General features: G+C 63.8%; 17 protein-coding genes and 2 tRNA genes. 9 read left to right on the forward strand and 10 right to left on the reverse strand.

Going from position 1 to position 14,249, the window contains the following annotated elements; genetic code table 11:
- Positions 1 to 51: 51 nt before the first annotated feature.
- On the reverse strand, positions 52 to 1,308 hold the full coding sequence (locus ACODTW_RS13475; RefSeq protein ID WP_488946533.1) for a bifunctional alpha/beta hydrolase/OsmC family protein: 1,257 nt from the start codon (positions 1,306 to 1,308) through the stop codon (positions 52 to 54).
- A gap of 69 nt (positions 1,309 to 1,377) precedes the next feature.
- Here ACODTW_RS13475 and ACODTW_RS13480 point away from each other — a divergent pair, with 69 nt between their 5' ends.
- The 9 genes from ACODTW_RS13480 (at position 1,378) to ACODTW_RS13520 (ending at position 8,155) form a co-directional block, all read left to right on the forward strand.
- Positions 1,378 to 2,025 (forward strand): NUDIX domain-containing protein, encoded by a 648-nt coding sequence (locus tag ACODTW_RS13480; protein WP_488946534.1) that lies wholly within the window; start codon positions 1,378 to 1,380, stop codon positions 2,023 to 2,025.
- A 123-nt stretch (positions 2,026 to 2,148) separates the two neighbouring features.
- On the forward strand, positions 2,149 to 3,150 hold the full coding sequence (locus tag ACODTW_RS13485; protein ID WP_488946535.1) for a cysteine synthase A: 1,002 nt from the start codon (positions 2,149 to 2,151) through the stop codon (positions 3,148 to 3,150).
- 26 nt (positions 3,151 to 3,176) lie between these two features.
- Positions 3,177 to 3,905, forward strand: coding sequence for an alanyl-tRNA editing protein (locus ACODTW_RS13490; protein ID WP_488946536.1), 729 nt, complete (start codon positions 3,177 to 3,179; stop codon positions 3,903 to 3,905).
- 30 nt (positions 3,906 to 3,935) lie between these two features.
- Positions 3,936 to 4,334, forward strand: coding sequence for a DUF1801 domain-containing protein (locus ACODTW_RS13495; protein ID WP_488946537.1), 399 nt, complete (start codon positions 3,936 to 3,938; stop codon positions 4,332 to 4,334).
- A 70-nt stretch (positions 4,335 to 4,404) separates the two neighbouring features.
- Positions 4,405 to 5,259 carry a 3-mercaptopyruvate sulfurtransferase gene (sseA, locus tag ACODTW_RS13500; protein ID WP_488946538.1) on the forward strand — a complete coding sequence of 285 codons (855 nt, stop codon included), beginning with the start codon at positions 4,405 to 4,407 and terminating at the stop codon, positions 5,257 to 5,259.
- Between the two features lie 165 nt (positions 5,260 to 5,424).
- The gene (locus ACODTW_RS13505) at positions 5,425 to 6,036 is read left to right on the forward strand and encodes a GNAT family N-acetyltransferase (protein WP_488946539.1); all 612 of its coding nucleotides are present in this window, start codon (positions 5,425 to 5,427) and stop codon (positions 6,034 to 6,036) included.
- Positions 6,033 to 7,238, forward strand: coding sequence for a cystathionine beta-lyase (metC, locus tag ACODTW_RS13510; RefSeq protein ID WP_488946540.1), 1,206 nt, complete (start codon positions 6,033 to 6,035; stop codon positions 7,236 to 7,238). Before ACODTW_RS13505 ends, metC begins: the two co-directional genes overlap by 4 nt.
- Positions 7,235 to 7,675: a phosphoribosyl-AMP cyclohydrolase gene (gene hisI, locus ACODTW_RS13515; RefSeq protein WP_488946541.1), complete on the forward strand. Its 441-nt coding sequence runs from the start codon at positions 7,235 to 7,237 to the stop codon at positions 7,673 to 7,675. The genes metC and hisI overlap by 4 nt, the downstream gene beginning before the upstream one ends.
- A gap of 108 nt (positions 7,676 to 7,783) precedes the next feature.
- Positions 7,784 to 8,155, forward strand: a complete 372-nt coding sequence (locus tag ACODTW_RS13520; protein ID WP_488946542.1) for a hypothetical protein — start codon at positions 7,784 to 7,786, stop codon at positions 8,153 to 8,155.
- 27 nt (positions 8,156 to 8,182) lie between these two features.
- Here the strand turns inward: ACODTW_RS13520 and ACODTW_RS13525 are convergent, their stop codons facing one another.
- From ACODTW_RS13525 to ACODTW_RS13565, 9 genes are all read right to left on the reverse strand, one after another.
- Positions 8,183 to 8,434: a hypothetical protein gene (locus ACODTW_RS13525; RefSeq protein ID WP_488946543.1), complete on the reverse strand. Its 252-nt coding sequence runs from the start codon at positions 8,432 to 8,434 to the stop codon at positions 8,183 to 8,185.
- A 280-nt stretch (positions 8,435 to 8,714) separates the two neighbouring features.
- Positions 8,715 to 10,649, reverse strand: a complete 1,935-nt coding sequence (locus ACODTW_RS13530) for a flagellin N-terminal helical domain-containing protein (RefSeq protein ID WP_488946544.1) — start codon at positions 10,647 to 10,649, stop codon at positions 8,715 to 8,717.
- Positions 10,650 to 11,233: 584 nt separating this feature from the next.
- Positions 11,234 to 11,310 (reverse strand) — tRNA-Arg (locus tag ACODTW_RS13535).
- A 19-nt stretch (positions 11,311 to 11,329) separates the two neighbouring features.
- On the reverse strand, positions 11,330 to 11,635 hold the full coding sequence (locus tag ACODTW_RS13540; protein WP_488946545.1) for an ETC complex I subunit: 306 nt from the start codon (positions 11,633 to 11,635) through the stop codon (positions 11,330 to 11,332).
- Positions 11,636 to 11,674: 39 nt separating this feature from the next.
- Positions 11,675 to 11,751, reverse strand: a tRNA-Pro gene (locus ACODTW_RS13545).
- 80 nt (positions 11,752 to 11,831) lie between these two features.
- Positions 11,832 to 12,758 (reverse strand): DMT family transporter, encoded by a 927-nt coding sequence (locus ACODTW_RS13550; protein ID WP_488946546.1) that lies wholly within the window; start codon positions 12,756 to 12,758, stop codon positions 11,832 to 11,834.
- 146 nt (positions 12,759 to 12,904) lie between these two features.
- Positions 12,905 to 13,417: a hypothetical protein gene (locus tag ACODTW_RS13555; RefSeq protein WP_488946547.1), complete on the reverse strand. Its 513-nt coding sequence runs from the start codon at positions 13,415 to 13,417 to the stop codon at positions 12,905 to 12,907.
- A gap of 43 nt (positions 13,418 to 13,460) precedes the next feature.
- Positions 13,461 to 13,733: a TfoX/Sxy family DNA transformation protein gene (locus ACODTW_RS13560; RefSeq protein WP_488946548.1), complete on the reverse strand. Its 273-nt coding sequence runs from the start codon at positions 13,731 to 13,733 to the stop codon at positions 13,461 to 13,463.
- 11 nt (positions 13,734 to 13,744) lie between these two features.
- On the reverse strand, positions 13,745 to 14,233 hold the full coding sequence (locus tag ACODTW_RS13565) for a DUF192 domain-containing protein (RefSeq protein ID WP_488946549.1): 489 nt from the start codon (positions 14,231 to 14,233) through the stop codon (positions 13,745 to 13,747).
- Positions 14,234 to 14,249 lie beyond the last annotated feature (16 nt).

Consider the following 14,249-nt stretch of genomic DNA (forward strand, 5'->3'; position numbering starts at 1 on the left):
GTCACATAAACTGTCGCATCGTCGCGTGCGGATGCGACACCGTATCATGGTTCAGGCCAGACGGCTGTCGACAGCCGAACGGCTGCGCAAGGTGCGATGGACGGGGCAGTTGCCCGCGATCTCCAGCAGACGTTGCCGCTGCGCCTCGTCCAGGTCACCTTCAAGCGTGATGACGCGGGTGAACTGGTCCACCTTGCCGCCGGCATTTTCTGTCACCTCTCCCTCACGCGGATCCCGCTTCTCATGCGTTACCACCACGGACACGCGGGTCAGGGGCAGACCTTTGCGGTTGGCGTACATGCGCAGGGTCATGGAGGTACAGGCGCCCAGGGCCGCCTGCATCAGCTCATAGGGGTTGGGACCCAGCCCTGTCCCCCCCACATCCGTCGGCTCGTCGGCGGTAAAGCGGATGCCGGCGGCCGTGACCATGTTGTGGAAGGTGCTCTCCCCCGTCTCCGCCACGGTCACGGGCCCCTCATGCGCCGCCCCCACCGGCTTGGCCGCAGACGGGCTGTCCAGGCGCAGGGCCCGCTTGGCCCAGTTGGAGATCAGGTCCGCGGCAAAGGTCGTGTTGCGTTGGTCGGCAACCAGATGGCCGGCCCCGTCCAGGGCCACGAAGCTCTTGGGGTGTTTGGCCGCGGCCAGGATGCGGTCAGCCTCCGCGATGGGCACGACAGGGTCCTTGGGATCATGCAGCACCAGCAGCGGCCGACCCAGACTGGCGATGGCCGTCTGCATGTCATGCAGCGCCACATCGGCCACGAAATCGGCCGTGATCGGCATTTCCCGGTCACCGACATTCAGTTGCACGCGGCCATCCCGCTGCATCTCCACCTCCCGCCCCGCGATCTTGCCCAGCAGCGTGTGCGGGCCGGAGGGGGAATTGAGCGTGACGACGGCCCCGACGCTGGGCAGGTCCAGCGCGGCGCGCATCACCGCGGTACCGCCCAGGCTGTGGCCCACCAGCAGGCGCGGCGCCTCGATCTCCTGCGTCAGCGCCGCCGCGGCGGACAGAAGGTCGGCGACGTTGGTGGAGAAATTGGTCTCGTCAAAGGCGCCGCCGCTGCCGCCAAGCCCGGTAAAGTCAAAGCGAAGCACGGCCCAGCCACGTTCGGCCAGCCCCCGGCTGATCCGGGCGGATGCGTGGTAATCCTTGGAGCAGGTGAAGCAGTGGGCGAAGATGGCCGTGGCCACGGGCCGCCCGTCCGGCAGGTCCAGCCGCCCGGCCAGTGTGGCCCCGGTGGAGCCGGCGAAGTTGAAATCCTGCGTCACGCGCGCCATCGTGGCCCCCGTCTGCCCATGTTTCATGTGTCCGGCGCCTAAGCTGGACATGAGAACGGGCGGACGCAAGCCCCTTCGCGCCATATCGGATACGCCATGAAATCCCGTCTCACTGCCTACCCCGTCCTTCCCGGTCAGCAGAGCCCGTCGCGGGTCGACCTGACGGACAATCAATACAAGCACAAGGGATTCATGGATTTCTCCGTCATGCGCCTGCGCCATGAGCGGTTTTCCGGCGGCATGACGCCGGAGATCGAGCGCGATGTCTGCCACCGCGGGTCGGCCGTTGCCATCGTCCTCTACGATCCCAAGGCCGATTTGCTGGTCATGATCGAGCAGTTCCGCGTCGGCGCCTATGCCGCCGGGGTCAACCCCTGGATGCTGGAATTCGTGGCCGGCATGGTGAAGCAGGGCGAGGACCCCGCCGATGTCGCCGTACGCGAGGCGATGGAGGAGGCCAACTGTACCCCGCGCGATGTCCGCCTGATCTACACCATGCTGCCCAGCCCCGGCGGCTGCGCGGAAATCGTGGAACTTTATGCCGGTCTGGTCGACAGCACGGGTTTGGGCGGCATCCATGGCATTGAGGCGGAGGTGGAGGATATCCGCGTCCATCTGGTTCCCGCCGATACCGCCATCGCCCTGATGGATGCCAATCAGGTGGCCAGCGGCTTCACCCTGCTGGGACTGAGCTGGTTCGCCCGCCACCGGGACCAGTGGCGACGGGACTCAGGTGTGGTTTAATAAATTCTACACACTGCAATGCGTGGCGCGACAATCTGCAGTGCGAAGGCGCCCCCTGGCATTCACAGGAAATCGCCGCCATATTGACCCGCATGTTTCACACGAAGAACGGGTCAAATAGCCGTGGATGTACGCAACGGATTTCTGGACAGCATCGGCCGCACCCCGCTGATCCGCCTGAAGGGGCCGTCTGACCTGACGGGCTGCGACATCTATGGCAAGGCGGAATTCCTCAATCCCGGCGGATCGGTAAAGGACCGCGCGGCGCTGGCCATTGTGCAGGACGCCATTGAGCGGGGGCAACTGCGGCCCGGCGGCACCATCGTGGAAGGGACCGCCGGCAATACCGGCATCGGCCTGGCCCTGGTCGGCAATGCCCTTGGCTTCAAGACCGTCATCGTCATGCCGGAGACGCAGAGCCAGGAAAAGAAGGACATGCTGCGCCTGTGCGGGGCCGATCTGCGTCTGGTGCCGGCGGTACCTTTCAAGGATCCCGGCAATTACGTGCATGTCTCCCGCCGCATCGCCGAGGAACTGGCCGCCACGGAACCGAACGGCGCCATCTGGGCCAACCAGTTCGACAATCTGGCGAACCGCGAAGGTCATCGGCGTACCACGGGCCCCGAAATCTACAGCCAGCTTGATGGTAAAATCGATGCCTTTACCTGCGCCACCGGCACGGGCGGAACGCTGGCCGGCATCGCGCTGGCCCTGAAGGAACGCAAGCCGGATGTCCGGATCGTGCTGGCCGACCCGCTGGGTTCCGCCCTTTACCACTGGAAGAAGACCGGTGAGTTGAAGGCCGAGGGCAATTCCATCACGGAGGGAATCGGCCAGGGCCGGGTCACCGCCAACCTGATCGACGCGCCCATCGACGACGCCGTGCAGGTATCGGACGAGGAGGCACTGCCCATCATCTTCGATCTGCTGAAGAATGAGGGGCTGGTGCTGGGCGGCTCCAGCGGCATCAATGTCGGCGCCGCGATCAAGGTCGCCCGCGACCTGGGGCCCGGCCACACGATCGTGACCATCCTGTGCGACGGCGGCTCGCGCTATCAATCGAAGCTGTTCAATCCCGCCTTCCTGCGCGAAAAAGGATTGCCGGTGCCCCACTGGCTGGAATGAACTGACGACGACAAGGCGGAGAGACGATGACCCTGCTGTTCCGTGACGATCCGTACCAGGTGGAAGCCGAGGCGGTGGTGGTGGCGGCAGGGCCGGAGGGCATCCGCCTGGACCGGACGCTGTTCTATCCCAATGGCGGCGGCCAGCCGGGCGACAGCGGCGTGCTCACCTGGGACGGCGGCTCGGCGATCATCATCGATTCGCGCAAGGCCGACCCCTTGGTCGAACGCGGGGATCAGGTCCTGCATATCCCCGCCCCCGATGCCGCCCTGCCGCCTGTGGGCGCCCGGGTGACGCAAACGATCGATTGGGACCGCCGACATCGGCACATGCGCATGCATACGGCCCTGCATCTGCTCTGCGCCGTCGTGCCGGGGGCGGTGACGGGCGGACAGGTCGGCGCTGATCGGTCCCGCCTGGACTTCGACGTGCCGTCGGCCAGCCTGGACAAGGATCAGATCGAAAAATCGGTCAACGACCTGATCGCCGGCGACCATCCCGTGCGTGAACGCACCATCACCGATGCCGAACTGGAAGCCACGCCCGATCTGGTGCGCACCATGTCGGTGAAGCCGCCAACCGGCAGTGGCAGCGTCCGCCTTCTGCAGATCGGCACCGAAGACGCCCTGATCGATCTTCAACCCTGTGGCGGTACGCATGTGGCGCACACGGGCGAGATCGGCGGCATCACCATCGTGAAGATCGAAAACAAGGGCAAGCAGAACCGCCGCGTGCAACTGGTGTTACGGGACTGATATCGCGGCAGGCATAAGCGGGAGGCGACCATGGCCAACGAAGATACAGAGGGCGGCACGTCCGCCGCCACGCTGATCGAGGAACGTATCCAGTCCCTGGGGGATTGGCGCGGTGCCATGCTGGCGCAGGTCCGCGCCCTTATCCATGAAGCGCTGCCGGATGTGGTGGAGACCTGGAAATGGCGGGGGGTGCCGGTCTGGGAACGGAACGGCATTATCTGCACCGGCGAAAGCTATAAGGACAAGGTGAAGCTGACCTTCGCCAAGGGGGCATCCCTGTCCGATCCGGCCGGGCTGTTCAATTCCAGCCTGGACGGCAATACCCGCCGCGCCATCGATATTCTCGAAGGCCAGTGCCTGGATGCCGCCGCGTTCAAGGATCTGGTCCGCGCGGCGGCCGCGCTGAACCAGCCGAAGCGGTCGCGCTGACGTTGTAGAAACAGATGCGGTCTGACCTGTATAGTGCCCGCCAATGGATGCAAGGACCGGAGAAAGTGTGATGACGGACCCGTTGGTTTCCCCCCTGTGGCTGGAAACGGAACTGCACAATCCCAGGCTCCGCATCCTGGATGCCTCCTGGCATATGCCGGCAGCCAAGCGCAACCCCAAGGCGGAATGCGTGGAAAAACGTATCCGGGGCGCACAGTTCTTCGACATTGACGGGATTTCCGATCACGGCACCCCCCTGCCCCACATGCTGCCGTCACCCGAAGCCTTTGCCGATGCGGTGTCAGCGCTGGGTGTGTCGTCGGACAGCATCGTTGTCGTCTATGACACGACGGGCCTGTCCAGCGCGGCCCGCGTCTGGTGGATGTTCCGCGTCTTCGGGCATGATAATGTCTTCGTTCTGGACGGCGGCCTGCCCGGCTGGCTGCATATTGGCGGTCCGGTGGAATCAGGTCCGGTCGTCCCGCCCGCTGCCGGCCATTTCACCGCGCGCTACCGGCCCGAACTGGTGCGGTCGGTAGAGGATATGCGGGCCAATCTGGAAAGCGGCACGGAACAGGTGCTGGACGCCCGCGCCGCCGGCCGCTTTGACGGCACAGTACCGGAACCGCGCCCGGGCCTGCGGGGCGGCCATATTCCTGGTGCCCGCAACCTGCCCTTCGGCGACATCCTGGACACGGAAACCAAGCTGATGCTGACCGGCGATGCGCTGGGCGAGCGCTTCACGGGGGCCGGCATCGACCTGTCCCGGCCCATCACCACCTCCTGTGGCAGTGGCGTCACCGCCGCCGTGCTGGCCCTGGGCCTGCACCGGCTGGGAGTGGAGAATGTGGCGCTCTATGACGGGTCCTGGAGCGAATGGGGCGGGCGCCACGACCTGCCGGTGGAAACGGGCGCCGCCATCTGAGGTCCGACCCGTCATCACGGCTGTCAAGTCCTTGCTGCGCAAGGGCCGGTTCCCGCATCAGGGGGTAGTGCCCGAAAAGTATACGGTTATTCTAAGCTTTCAAGATCAGCCCGGTTCCTGGCAATTCCATAAGCATGGAAGGACCAGACACCGGGGGAGAGCCAGATGACCGACGCCAGCCCCCTTCCGCCGCCCGGCCATATCAAGGTCACCGTCACCTATCTGGAGATGACGGCCAAGCCCCTGCGGCGGCAGCGGCCGCATCCGCATGAAAGGCTGTCGCTGCTGCGGGCGGAAAACTGCACCAACTCCTTCTACCGCTATCTCTACGATACGGTAGGGGAGGAATGGCTGTGGTGGTTCCGTCGCGCCATGCCGGCCGATGAACTGCGCGCCATCCTGAATGATGAGCGGGTGGAGATTTACATCCCCTATATCGCCGGCGTGCCGGCGGGCTATGTCGAACTGGACCGGCGCACCCAGGGTCGCTGCGAAATCCAATATCTGGGCCTGGTTCCGGAATTCATCGGTAAGGGTATCGGCCCCTGGCTGCTGGACTGGGCCATCGAAGCGGCCTGGAACGGGGCGGGAGTGGAAAAGGTGACGGTCAATACCTGCGACCTGGACCATCCCCGCGCCCTGATGACCTATCAGCGGGCCGGGTTCCGGCCTGTCGGCCAGGAGGTGCGGTTCGATCCTGATCCGCGTCTGACCGGCCTGATCCGCCGCGATGCCGGCACCCATATTCCGTTGCCTGCCGAGGCCCCGATACAATGACCCTGCCCCCCAACGACCAGAACGATACCGAAGCCACACGGCTGATCCATGCCGGCCGCGACCCGGAGAAGTTCGGCGGCGCCGTCAATATCCCGCCTTTCCGCGCCTCCACGGTGCTGTTCCCGTCCCTGGCAGCATTGGACGCCCATGATCCCTCCCACCGCGCCATCCGCTATGGCCGGACCGGCAACCCGTCCAGCCACGCGTTTGAAGAAGCGGTGACGGAACTGGAACAGGGCTATGGCGCCGTCTCCTACGGGTCGGGCGTACAGGCGATCACCACGGCCCTGCTGGCCTTCACCCGGCAGGGTGATCATGTCCTGATCGCCGACAGTGCCTATCTGCCCACGCGGACCTTCGCCAATGGCGTGCTGTCGCGCGCCGGCGTGACAGTGGAGTATTTCGACCCCGCCATCGGGCCGGGCATCACGGCACTGCTGCGGCCGACGACGCGTGTGGTCTTTCTGGAAAGCCCCGGCTCCCTGACGTTCGAGGTGCAGGATGTGCCCGGCATCACCCAGGCCGTGGCGGACGCGAACCGCGACATAATGGTGATGATCGACAATACCTGGGCGGCCGGCCTGCTGTTCAAGCCGCTGCACCATGGTGTCCATATCTCCATCCAGTCGGCCACGAAGTACATTGCCGGCCATTCCGATGCCAGCCTGGGCGTCACCGTCTGTGCTCGGGAAGATCATTGGCTGACTTTGAAGAAAACGTCGGTGGAACTGGGCGCCTGTGCCGCCCCCGACGATCTTTTCATGGGCCTGCGCGGTCTGCGGTCCCTGCCCGTGCGTATGCGCCGGCACCATGAAACGGGGCTGCGCCTGGCCCAATGGCTGGCGACCCGCCCGGAGGTGACAAGGGTGCGCCATCCCGGCCTTGCCACCTGTCCCGGCCATGAATTCTGGGCGCGCGATTTCAGCGGGGCCTGCGGTCTGTTCGCCTTCGAAATCGCCCGCGCGCCGCGCCCCGCCCTGGCCGCCATGGTCGACGGCATGCGCCATTTCGGCATGGGTTACAGCTGGGGCGGCTTTGAAAGCCTGATCCTGCCGTCCAACCCCGCCAGCATCCGCACCGCCGTTCCCTGGGCCGGCGGCGAACTGATCCGCCTGCATGCCGGGCTGGAGGATGCCGAGGATCTGATCCGCGATCTGGACGCGGGCTTTGCCCGCCTGCACAAGGCCCTGGCCGCATCATGACCAAGCAGACGACCTTCCCCCTGCCCGACGCCGCCATCGATGCTGTGCTGGACCAGGTGAAATTCACCGCTGACGGTCTGGTTCCCGCCATTGCCCAGCAGCATAACAGCGGCGAGGTGCTGATGATGGCCTGGATGAACCGGGACAGCATCCGGGAAACACTGCGCGGCGGACGGGCCTGCTACTGGTCGCGGTCCCGCAACGCCTTCTGGCGCAAGGGCGACACGTCCGGTCAGGTTCAGAACCTGATCGAGCTGCGTCTGGATTGCGATGGCGACACCATCCTGCTGCGGGTCGACCAGTTGGGTGTCGCCTGCCATACGGGCCGCCGCTCCTGCTTTTACCGCCGCGCGGATGCTGACGGCCTGACGGTGACGGACCCGGTCCTGATGGCCCCCGACGCGCTTTATGGCAGCAGTGGCACCCCGGGTTTCTGACCGGTCTATCGGGACACCACATCCGGAAGTTCATAAGATCAACTATGGGCAAGCGCGCCCCTCTCGTATATGGTGTGCAGATTGTCATGCACCACCGGACGTTGATCCATGAAGGAACTGCGCTGCATCCTGTTCACCGACCGGGAGGTCCTGTCCTCCATCCTGGATCGCAAGCGTCGTCTGCGTGAAGTGCTGCCTGAGGGACAGATCACCGGGCTGAATCTCGGCGAAGGTGACGAACAGATCCGGTGTGAACTGGTCTTTGATCACGGCCGTCTGGTCATGCCGATTCCGGAGCAGGAACTGCAGGCCGCTCTGCTTGCCCATTGCATGGCCCGCAAGATTCCCCTGCCGGTGGACGCCGACAAGTCGGTTCACATCATCCGCGGTCGCATTACCCTGATGATCACGATGAACTTCAACAAGGCAGCCCGCCTTGTCCATGTTGCGGCGGCCGAACGGCGGGAAATCCCGCACTGATCCGAACCCGGACGCGTCCGCCCGCGTTCAGCGCGGGCCTTCGCCGCGCCTGCGCCGCCAGCGGCCACTGACGATCACGATGATAGCCACGGGGACGACAATCACCGCCCCCTGCCGGATATAGGGCCACGCCCAGTCCAGCAAGCCGCGCAGCCATTCCGGCAACATGCGCAGAATGTCCAGCCCATGGCGGATCAGGTCCCCGGGCGTCCATCCCAGCCAGGTCAGAACCAGACCGACCAGCAGGGACCAGATGACGATTTTTACGATCGTACGCATGTCTTCCGCTGTATCCGAATAGATGGGACACGGCAACGGGCTTTCGTCCGCGGGCCTGTGTTTATCGCCACGGGCCTGGCCCTGTGAGCCTACCGTCCAGATTCCGGGATCGTCCCCGCAGACGCGCCCGCCGCGGCCATCCGCAGCCTGGGCGCCCGTCCGGCATTTAGATTCATTTTTAACAGTATTGATTTGTTAATTGCATATTGATTTGCATTTCAAAAAGAGAAAGCGGCGACCTTGCGGTCGCCGCCTTTCCTCACTGCATCCTTTGCGCGTCTTAGAACAGACGCAGGATGGCCTGCTGGGACTGGTTGGCCAGGGAGAGGGAGATCGTGCCCAGCTGCTGACGCGTCTGCAACAGCAGCAGGTTTGCACCTTCCTCGTTCTGGTCTGCCTGGATCAGCTTGTTCGAACCGTCGGTCAGGACGTTGGAGAACTCCGACGTGAAGGTCTCGCGGGTCTGGATGACGTTCAGGTTCGTCGACAGCGTCTGGGAGGTCGAGCGCAGCTTCGCCGTGGCGAAGTTCAGCGATTCTACCGCCTTGTCGATGTCGGCGCGGTCCAGGAAGTTGTTCTGGGCGTAGTCAAGGCGCAGACCCTGACCATCCGTCTGCACGTTCTGCGAGGCAACGCTGATCGTGGAGGAATTGTCCTCGTTGAACTGCACCGCCAGATCGTTCTCGGTGTTGGCATCGGAACGCTGGGTCGTGATCAGGTTGGCGTTGGACTGGGCCGACGCAGCCTGACGCAGGGTCTTGCTGTCCACCTCGAACCGAACCGTACCGCTGTCGAAGGTCAGCGAATTCTCGCCATCCGCCAGCTTGCCCTGACCGCGGGCATTCATGCCGGAACGTTCAACCGTCACGCCGTTCAGGTTGGTCGCCGAGACCGTCAGGTCGACATTCTTCTCGATGGTCGACGTGCCGTTGGCCGCCGTGCCCAGGGATTCCAGGGCGGTGCGATCGACCGTGAACTTGATCGTCGTACCGGACGAGAAGGAGATCGAGACATCCTTAGACAGCGCGTTGGTCGTCGATGCGCCGACCGTGAAGCTGACGCCGGTGCCGGACGTCACATCCGAACCGATCTCGAAGCTGTCGCTGTTGGCCGTGTGGGCGATGTTGAAGCGTGTTCCGGTGTTGTCCGCCGTGCCCAGCGTGGTGCCGCCGTCGGTAAAGTTGACCGTATCGGCCTTCACCGCATTGTACAGCCCCTCGGCCACGACGTTGCGGCGCTTGGCCGGATCATCACCGGTACCGACAGTGCCGCTGCCATCGTCATAGGCGTCCAGATCGTCCTGGCTCAGGGTGTAGGTGTAGGACTTGCCGTTCACCGTGGCGGTGAAGGTATCACCCACTTCGACAGCACCACTGATCTGGACCTTCGACACCTGGCCCGTGCTGGCGGCGCTGGAACCGGTCGTCACGGTGCTGGCCGTGGCGCTCTGGGTGTTGTCGAAGAACTTGATCGTGCGGCTTTCACCGTTTTCGGAGACGACCAGGGTACGCTCACGGCCGACATTGCCGCGCATTTCGATGCTGAGATCGGCGAAGTTGCCGGCGGTGGCGGAGATCGAGCCGGAAACCTTCAGAGAGGTCAGACCGCGCTTGTCCTCAGCCCCGGCGATATCTTCCAGATCGGCACTGATGGCGCCGCTGCCGGAAACCTTGACCGAGTAGGTGTCGGTGCTGACAACGTTGGTGACGCGGCTGTTGGACAGGCCGACGATGCTGTTGACGCCCGAACGGCTTTCCGAGGTGCTGTCCAGCGTCAGGCCGTCGCCGACCAGCAGGTTCTTACCACCGTAGCCGCTGTCCTTGGCGATCTTGTCGATCTGGTCCTTGATGCGGTTGAACTGATCGGCCAGCCCCTTGCGGGTGGCGATGGAGGCCGCGTCGGTACCCAGGTTGCTATAGGCCGACGTGGTCAGACCCTTGGCCTGCTCCACCAGATCCTCGATGGCAGTGATACCCTTGTCGCCTGCCTGGATGGTGCTGATAGACTGGCCCATGCTCTCCTTGAGCTTGGACAGGTCGTTCGCCCGGGTGCTGAGCCCCTTGGCGGCGAAGAAGTTTGTCGGGCCGTCCAGAGCGCTGTTGATCTTGTTACCGGTCGACAGCTTCTGCTGAATGGTCTCAATGCCCTTGTTGGTCTTCTGGAGCAGCAACAGGTTATTGCGCATTCCTGAAGTCAGCTGGATGTCACTAGCCATGGGATATCTCCTTTTGAGCCGTTAAGAGGGGCCGTTTCGGCCCAATCGATCTCGTGGACTGTTCAGGAAGGACGTCGCCGTTACCGTGGAAGACGCCGGGTCGGGTGCGTGACCGGCAGTTTCTTTTGGATCGGGCAATCCGTTTTGCTGATCGCGGCATCAGTCTTGCTTGGCTTTCGCCTTTTAAGGCTGGTCATTCACCGCTTTCCGCTCAACGCCTTGTCCAGAGCTTCGGTCTCTTCCTCCTGAGGGTGAACACGATGGGTTCGCCAAGAGATAAGCAGGAAGCGTGCCAACTGCGGAAATGGGGTGGCACCTGTACTTTAGAGGTATATTCGGGGTCAAAATTGGCCAGCAAGGGCGGAATCTTCCCCCTGGCTGAAGAGCTTGCCGATGGTGCAGTGGGTGAATTTTGCCTAGGCAGGCATTTCCTGCCGGGCTGTAGACCGGAAACCGGAAAATGCGGACGACGCGGGCACCGTGACCGTTGTGGGTTTCCGACATCCAGGCCGAAAGCGGACCCGAAAATGCAAAAGCCGCCCGGCCACATGGTGACCGGGCGGCTTTATGCCATCTGGAAAGGATGGCGACCCCTGCTGGGCTCGAACCAGCGACCTACCGCTTAGAAGGCGGTTGCTCTATCCAGCTGAGCTAAGGGGCCGGATCGGGCAAGGGGCGGATCAGAAACGACCGATGCGCGGACGATCGGTGCGGAAATTGTCGGCGTAGTTCTTGGGGATCACCCGGCGTTCATGCCAGTCGGCGACGTCCACATCCCAGCCCTTCTTGGCTGCGAAGGCGAGCGCCGCTTCCTTGGTCGGGAACTTCACGCGAACCTGGTTCAGCGTGTCCCCCGAGCTGGTCCAGCCCATCATCGGCTCCGGACGGCGCGGCGTCGCCGGCTCATATTCCAACACCCAGTCGCCGACCTTGCCGCGGCCGGACTGCATCGTGGTCTTGGAGGGCTGGTAAATCCGGACCTTCATGGCAGAACCCTGTGACAATGATGGTTGATCCCAAGGGGATGGTCGGAGCGAGAGGATTCGAACCTCCGGCCTGCTGGACCCAAACCAGCCGCGCTACCAGGCTGCGCTACGCTCCGCCATTCAGGGGGTGGGAATACACCACCAGCGCGGCGGGAGCAAGCATGCCAACAACTTCCCCACCCCCCAGTGACACATGTCAGTGGCCTGCCTCTGCACGGGCATCGGCGCGAGGCCGGAAGATACCCGATAGAGCGCCGGGCACCATCACCAGCAGATTGCCCGCCACGGCCAGCAGCAACCCCGCGACACCCGCCAGCGTCCACTGGTAATCCTCGAAGAAGGTGGACACGACCAGGGCCACAATCGGCGTCATGATGGCGACATAGCCGGACCGGCCTGGCCCAATGCGGCCCAGGAGGAAGAAATAGGACAGGAATGCCGCGATGGAGCCGAACAGGGCCAGATAGACCAAGGAGCCGAAATAGGCCGGGGTGGCCACGATCGCGAAGCTGGCGCCCTGCGCGACCGCCACACAGGCCGTCAGAGCCGCGCCGATCAGCATGCTCCACGCTGTCGTCGCAATTAGCGGCATGCCAGCCTTGCGGGTCTTGGACACGACGATATTGCCCAGCGACGCGGAGTAGTTGGAGAGCATCATCAGGCCGAATCCAAGCATGGCGCCACCGGTCAGCATGCCGCCATCCAGCTCCGGCGTGAACAACAGCAGCACACCGGTCACCCCCATGACCCCGCCGGCCAGGACGGCCGGCTTCATGGGCTGGCCCAGAAACAGGCGGGCATTGACGACATTCATCAGGCTGAGCACCGATCCGGCCACAGCCACGAGACCGGATGGCAACAACGCCGTCGCCTTGTAGACCAGCATGTAGTTGATGGAGAAATTAAACAGACCCGTCGCCGCCAGCAGCCACCATGTCCCGCGCCGGGGCATGACCGGCTGACGGCGGATGGCCAGATACGCCAGCAGCACCAAGCCCGCCAGCAGGAACCGGTAGGCAACGGACACGGCCGGGTGGACAGCCCCCAACTGGAACGTGATGGCATACCAGGTCGATCCCCAGATCAACGTGATGACGAAGAACAGGGCGATATTGACAGGCATGGGAACCACCGGGACAAAACGTGTACAGATGGCTATAGACCCGGCCATCCGGCGTTCCAATCCGAATGTTGTGGGGAGGACAATTCGCCTCCATGACACCCCCGACATCCCGTCGCCCGAACGGCAGCAATCACCGGGACAAGGAGTCAGATATCCAGGTCGACCTGATGGCTGTCAGGCGTCACCGCCATCAGCGCATGGAGATATGAGACGATTTTCACCGCGCGGTCCGTGTGCAGGGCCATGATGCGGCGCATTTCGGCCGCCAGATGCACGGCATCGATGCCGTCATGATGCGGAACGGGATCCGCCGCCACGATATTGGCCATCACCTCGGCAGCCTGCTCCGGGCTGGGTGGGGGCGGTGGCGGCTGATCGTCCTTCTGCTCCGGCTTCTGCTGATCGGGCTTATGCTGGTCGGCAAACCGGTCCAGGCTATGGCGGATACGCTGCTTCTGCGGGGGAGAAAGATCGGGAATCCCGTCTACCTCATCCATCACCAGATCAATCAACCGGTGACGCAGGCTGCGCTTGCCCCGCCCGTCATCCTCGCGCCGGTCCCGCGGTTCGATCCGGTTTACGCCCGAAACGTGCCGGTCCTTCACCGGCGCAGTAACCGGTGCTGGCGGGCGCTGCAAAGGTGGCGTGTAGAAAACCATCCGTTATTCTACCACGGCCCTGCGACCGGCTGGGCTGCCGCTTTCACGGGTTGTGCGACCGCCGCGTCCCGCTATGCGCATGGGGCAGCGCATCCAGCAGTTCCTGTTTCACGGCCGGATCAATACGATTCCACGGTATGCCATGGATAGCGCCGTAGATCGCCCACAGGGCGTTGAGTGACACTTGCCCCGGATGCTGGTGCTTCAGCCGGACATAGGCGGCAATCGCACCAGCGGCCCGCAGGGCGTCCACGCTGTCCAGTCCGACCTCGGCCAGCCAACCGGCGGTCTTCGGCCCTGTATTAGGGATGGCCACCACATCATCCTTTATGGACGTCGGACACCAAAGGCCGGGTACAGCAGCCGGTCACCCGGCTTGATCCCCAGCCGCGCCGACAGGCCACCATTCAGTTCCAGCACGGCGATGGCGGGCCCCGCGGACGGCAGCGGCGTCAGGTCCAGCGGCTTGCCATGCTGGATGTTCAAGATTACGCCCTTGGTATCGATGAAGATGATGTCCAGCGGGATCAGGGTGTTCTTCATCCAGAAGGACATCGGCCCTTCCTGATCGTTCAGGAACAGCATTCCCTTCTCGTCGGGCATCTTCTCGACGAACATCAGACCATGGGCCTGCTGCTGCGGGGTCAGGGCCAGATCGACATTGAAGCTGTGACGCTGCCCGCCCTTGGTTTCCACCACCAGCGTGTCGTGGTTCAGGCCCGTCTGAGGCGCGGCCTGCGCCAGGACGGTGGGGGCGGCAAGCGTGACACTGGACAGCGTCAGGGCGGCAGCAAGGAACAGACGGCGCAGCGGCATGGTTTCCGGCTTCAGG

The organism is Niveispirillum sp. FG148 (assembly GCF_057809655.1).

Bases quoted from the DNA above. Each gene is read 5' to 3' on its own strand.
- ACODTW_RS13480 (WP_488946534.1), top strand. From the start codon at position 1,378: ATGAAATCCCGTCTCACTGCCTACCCCGTCCTTCCCGGTCAGCAGAGC.
- ACODTW_RS13555 (WP_488946547.1), bottom strand. From the start codon at position 13,417: ATGGTTTTCTACACGCCACCTTTGCAGCGCCCGCCAGCACCGGTTACT.
- ACODTW_RS13540 (WP_488946545.1), bottom strand. From the start codon at position 11,635: ATGAAGGTCCGGATTTACCAGCCCTCCAAGACCACGATGCAGTCCGGC.
- ACODTW_RS13525 (WP_488946543.1), bottom strand. From the start codon at position 8,434: ATGCGTACGATCGTAAAAATCGTCATCTGGTCCCTGCTGGTCGGTCTG.
- ACODTW_RS13490 (WP_488946536.1), top strand. From the start codon at position 3,177: ATGACCCTGCTGTTCCGTGACGATCCGTACCAGGTGGAAGCCGAGGCG.
- ACODTW_RS13565 (WP_488946549.1), bottom strand. From the start codon at position 14,233: ATGCCGCTGCGCCGTCTGTTCCTTGCTGCCGCCCTGACGCTGTCCAGT.
- sseA (WP_488946538.1), top strand. From the start codon at position 4,405: ATGACGGACCCGTTGGTTTCCCCCCTGTGGCTGGAAACGGAACTGCAC.
- ACODTW_RS13530 (WP_488946544.1), bottom strand. From the start codon at position 10,649: ATGGCTAGTGACATCCAGCTGACTTCAGGAATGCGCAATAACCTGTTG.
- metC (WP_488946540.1), top strand. From the start codon at position 6,033: ATGACCCTGCCCCCCAACGACCAGAACGATACCGAAGCCACACGGCTG.
- ACODTW_RS13495 (WP_488946537.1), top strand. From the start codon at position 3,936: ATGGCCAACGAAGATACAGAGGGCGGCACGTCCGCCGCCACGCTGATC.
- ACODTW_RS13520 (WP_488946542.1), top strand. From the start codon at position 7,784: ATGAAGGAACTGCGCTGCATCCTGTTCACCGACCGGGAGGTCCTGTCC.
- ACODTW_RS13475 (WP_488946533.1), bottom strand. From the start codon at position 1,308: ATGAAACATGGGCAGACGGGGGCCACGATGGCGCGCGTGACGCAGGAT.
- ACODTW_RS13505 (WP_488946539.1), top strand. From the start codon at position 5,425: ATGACCGACGCCAGCCCCCTTCCGCCGCCCGGCCATATCAAGGTCACC.
- hisI (WP_488946541.1), top strand. From the start codon at position 7,235: ATGACCAAGCAGACGACCTTCCCCCTGCCCGACGCCGCCATCGATGCT.
- ACODTW_RS13550 (WP_488946546.1), bottom strand. From the start codon at position 12,758: ATGCCTGTCAATATCGCCCTGTTCTTCGTCATCACGTTGATCTGGGGA.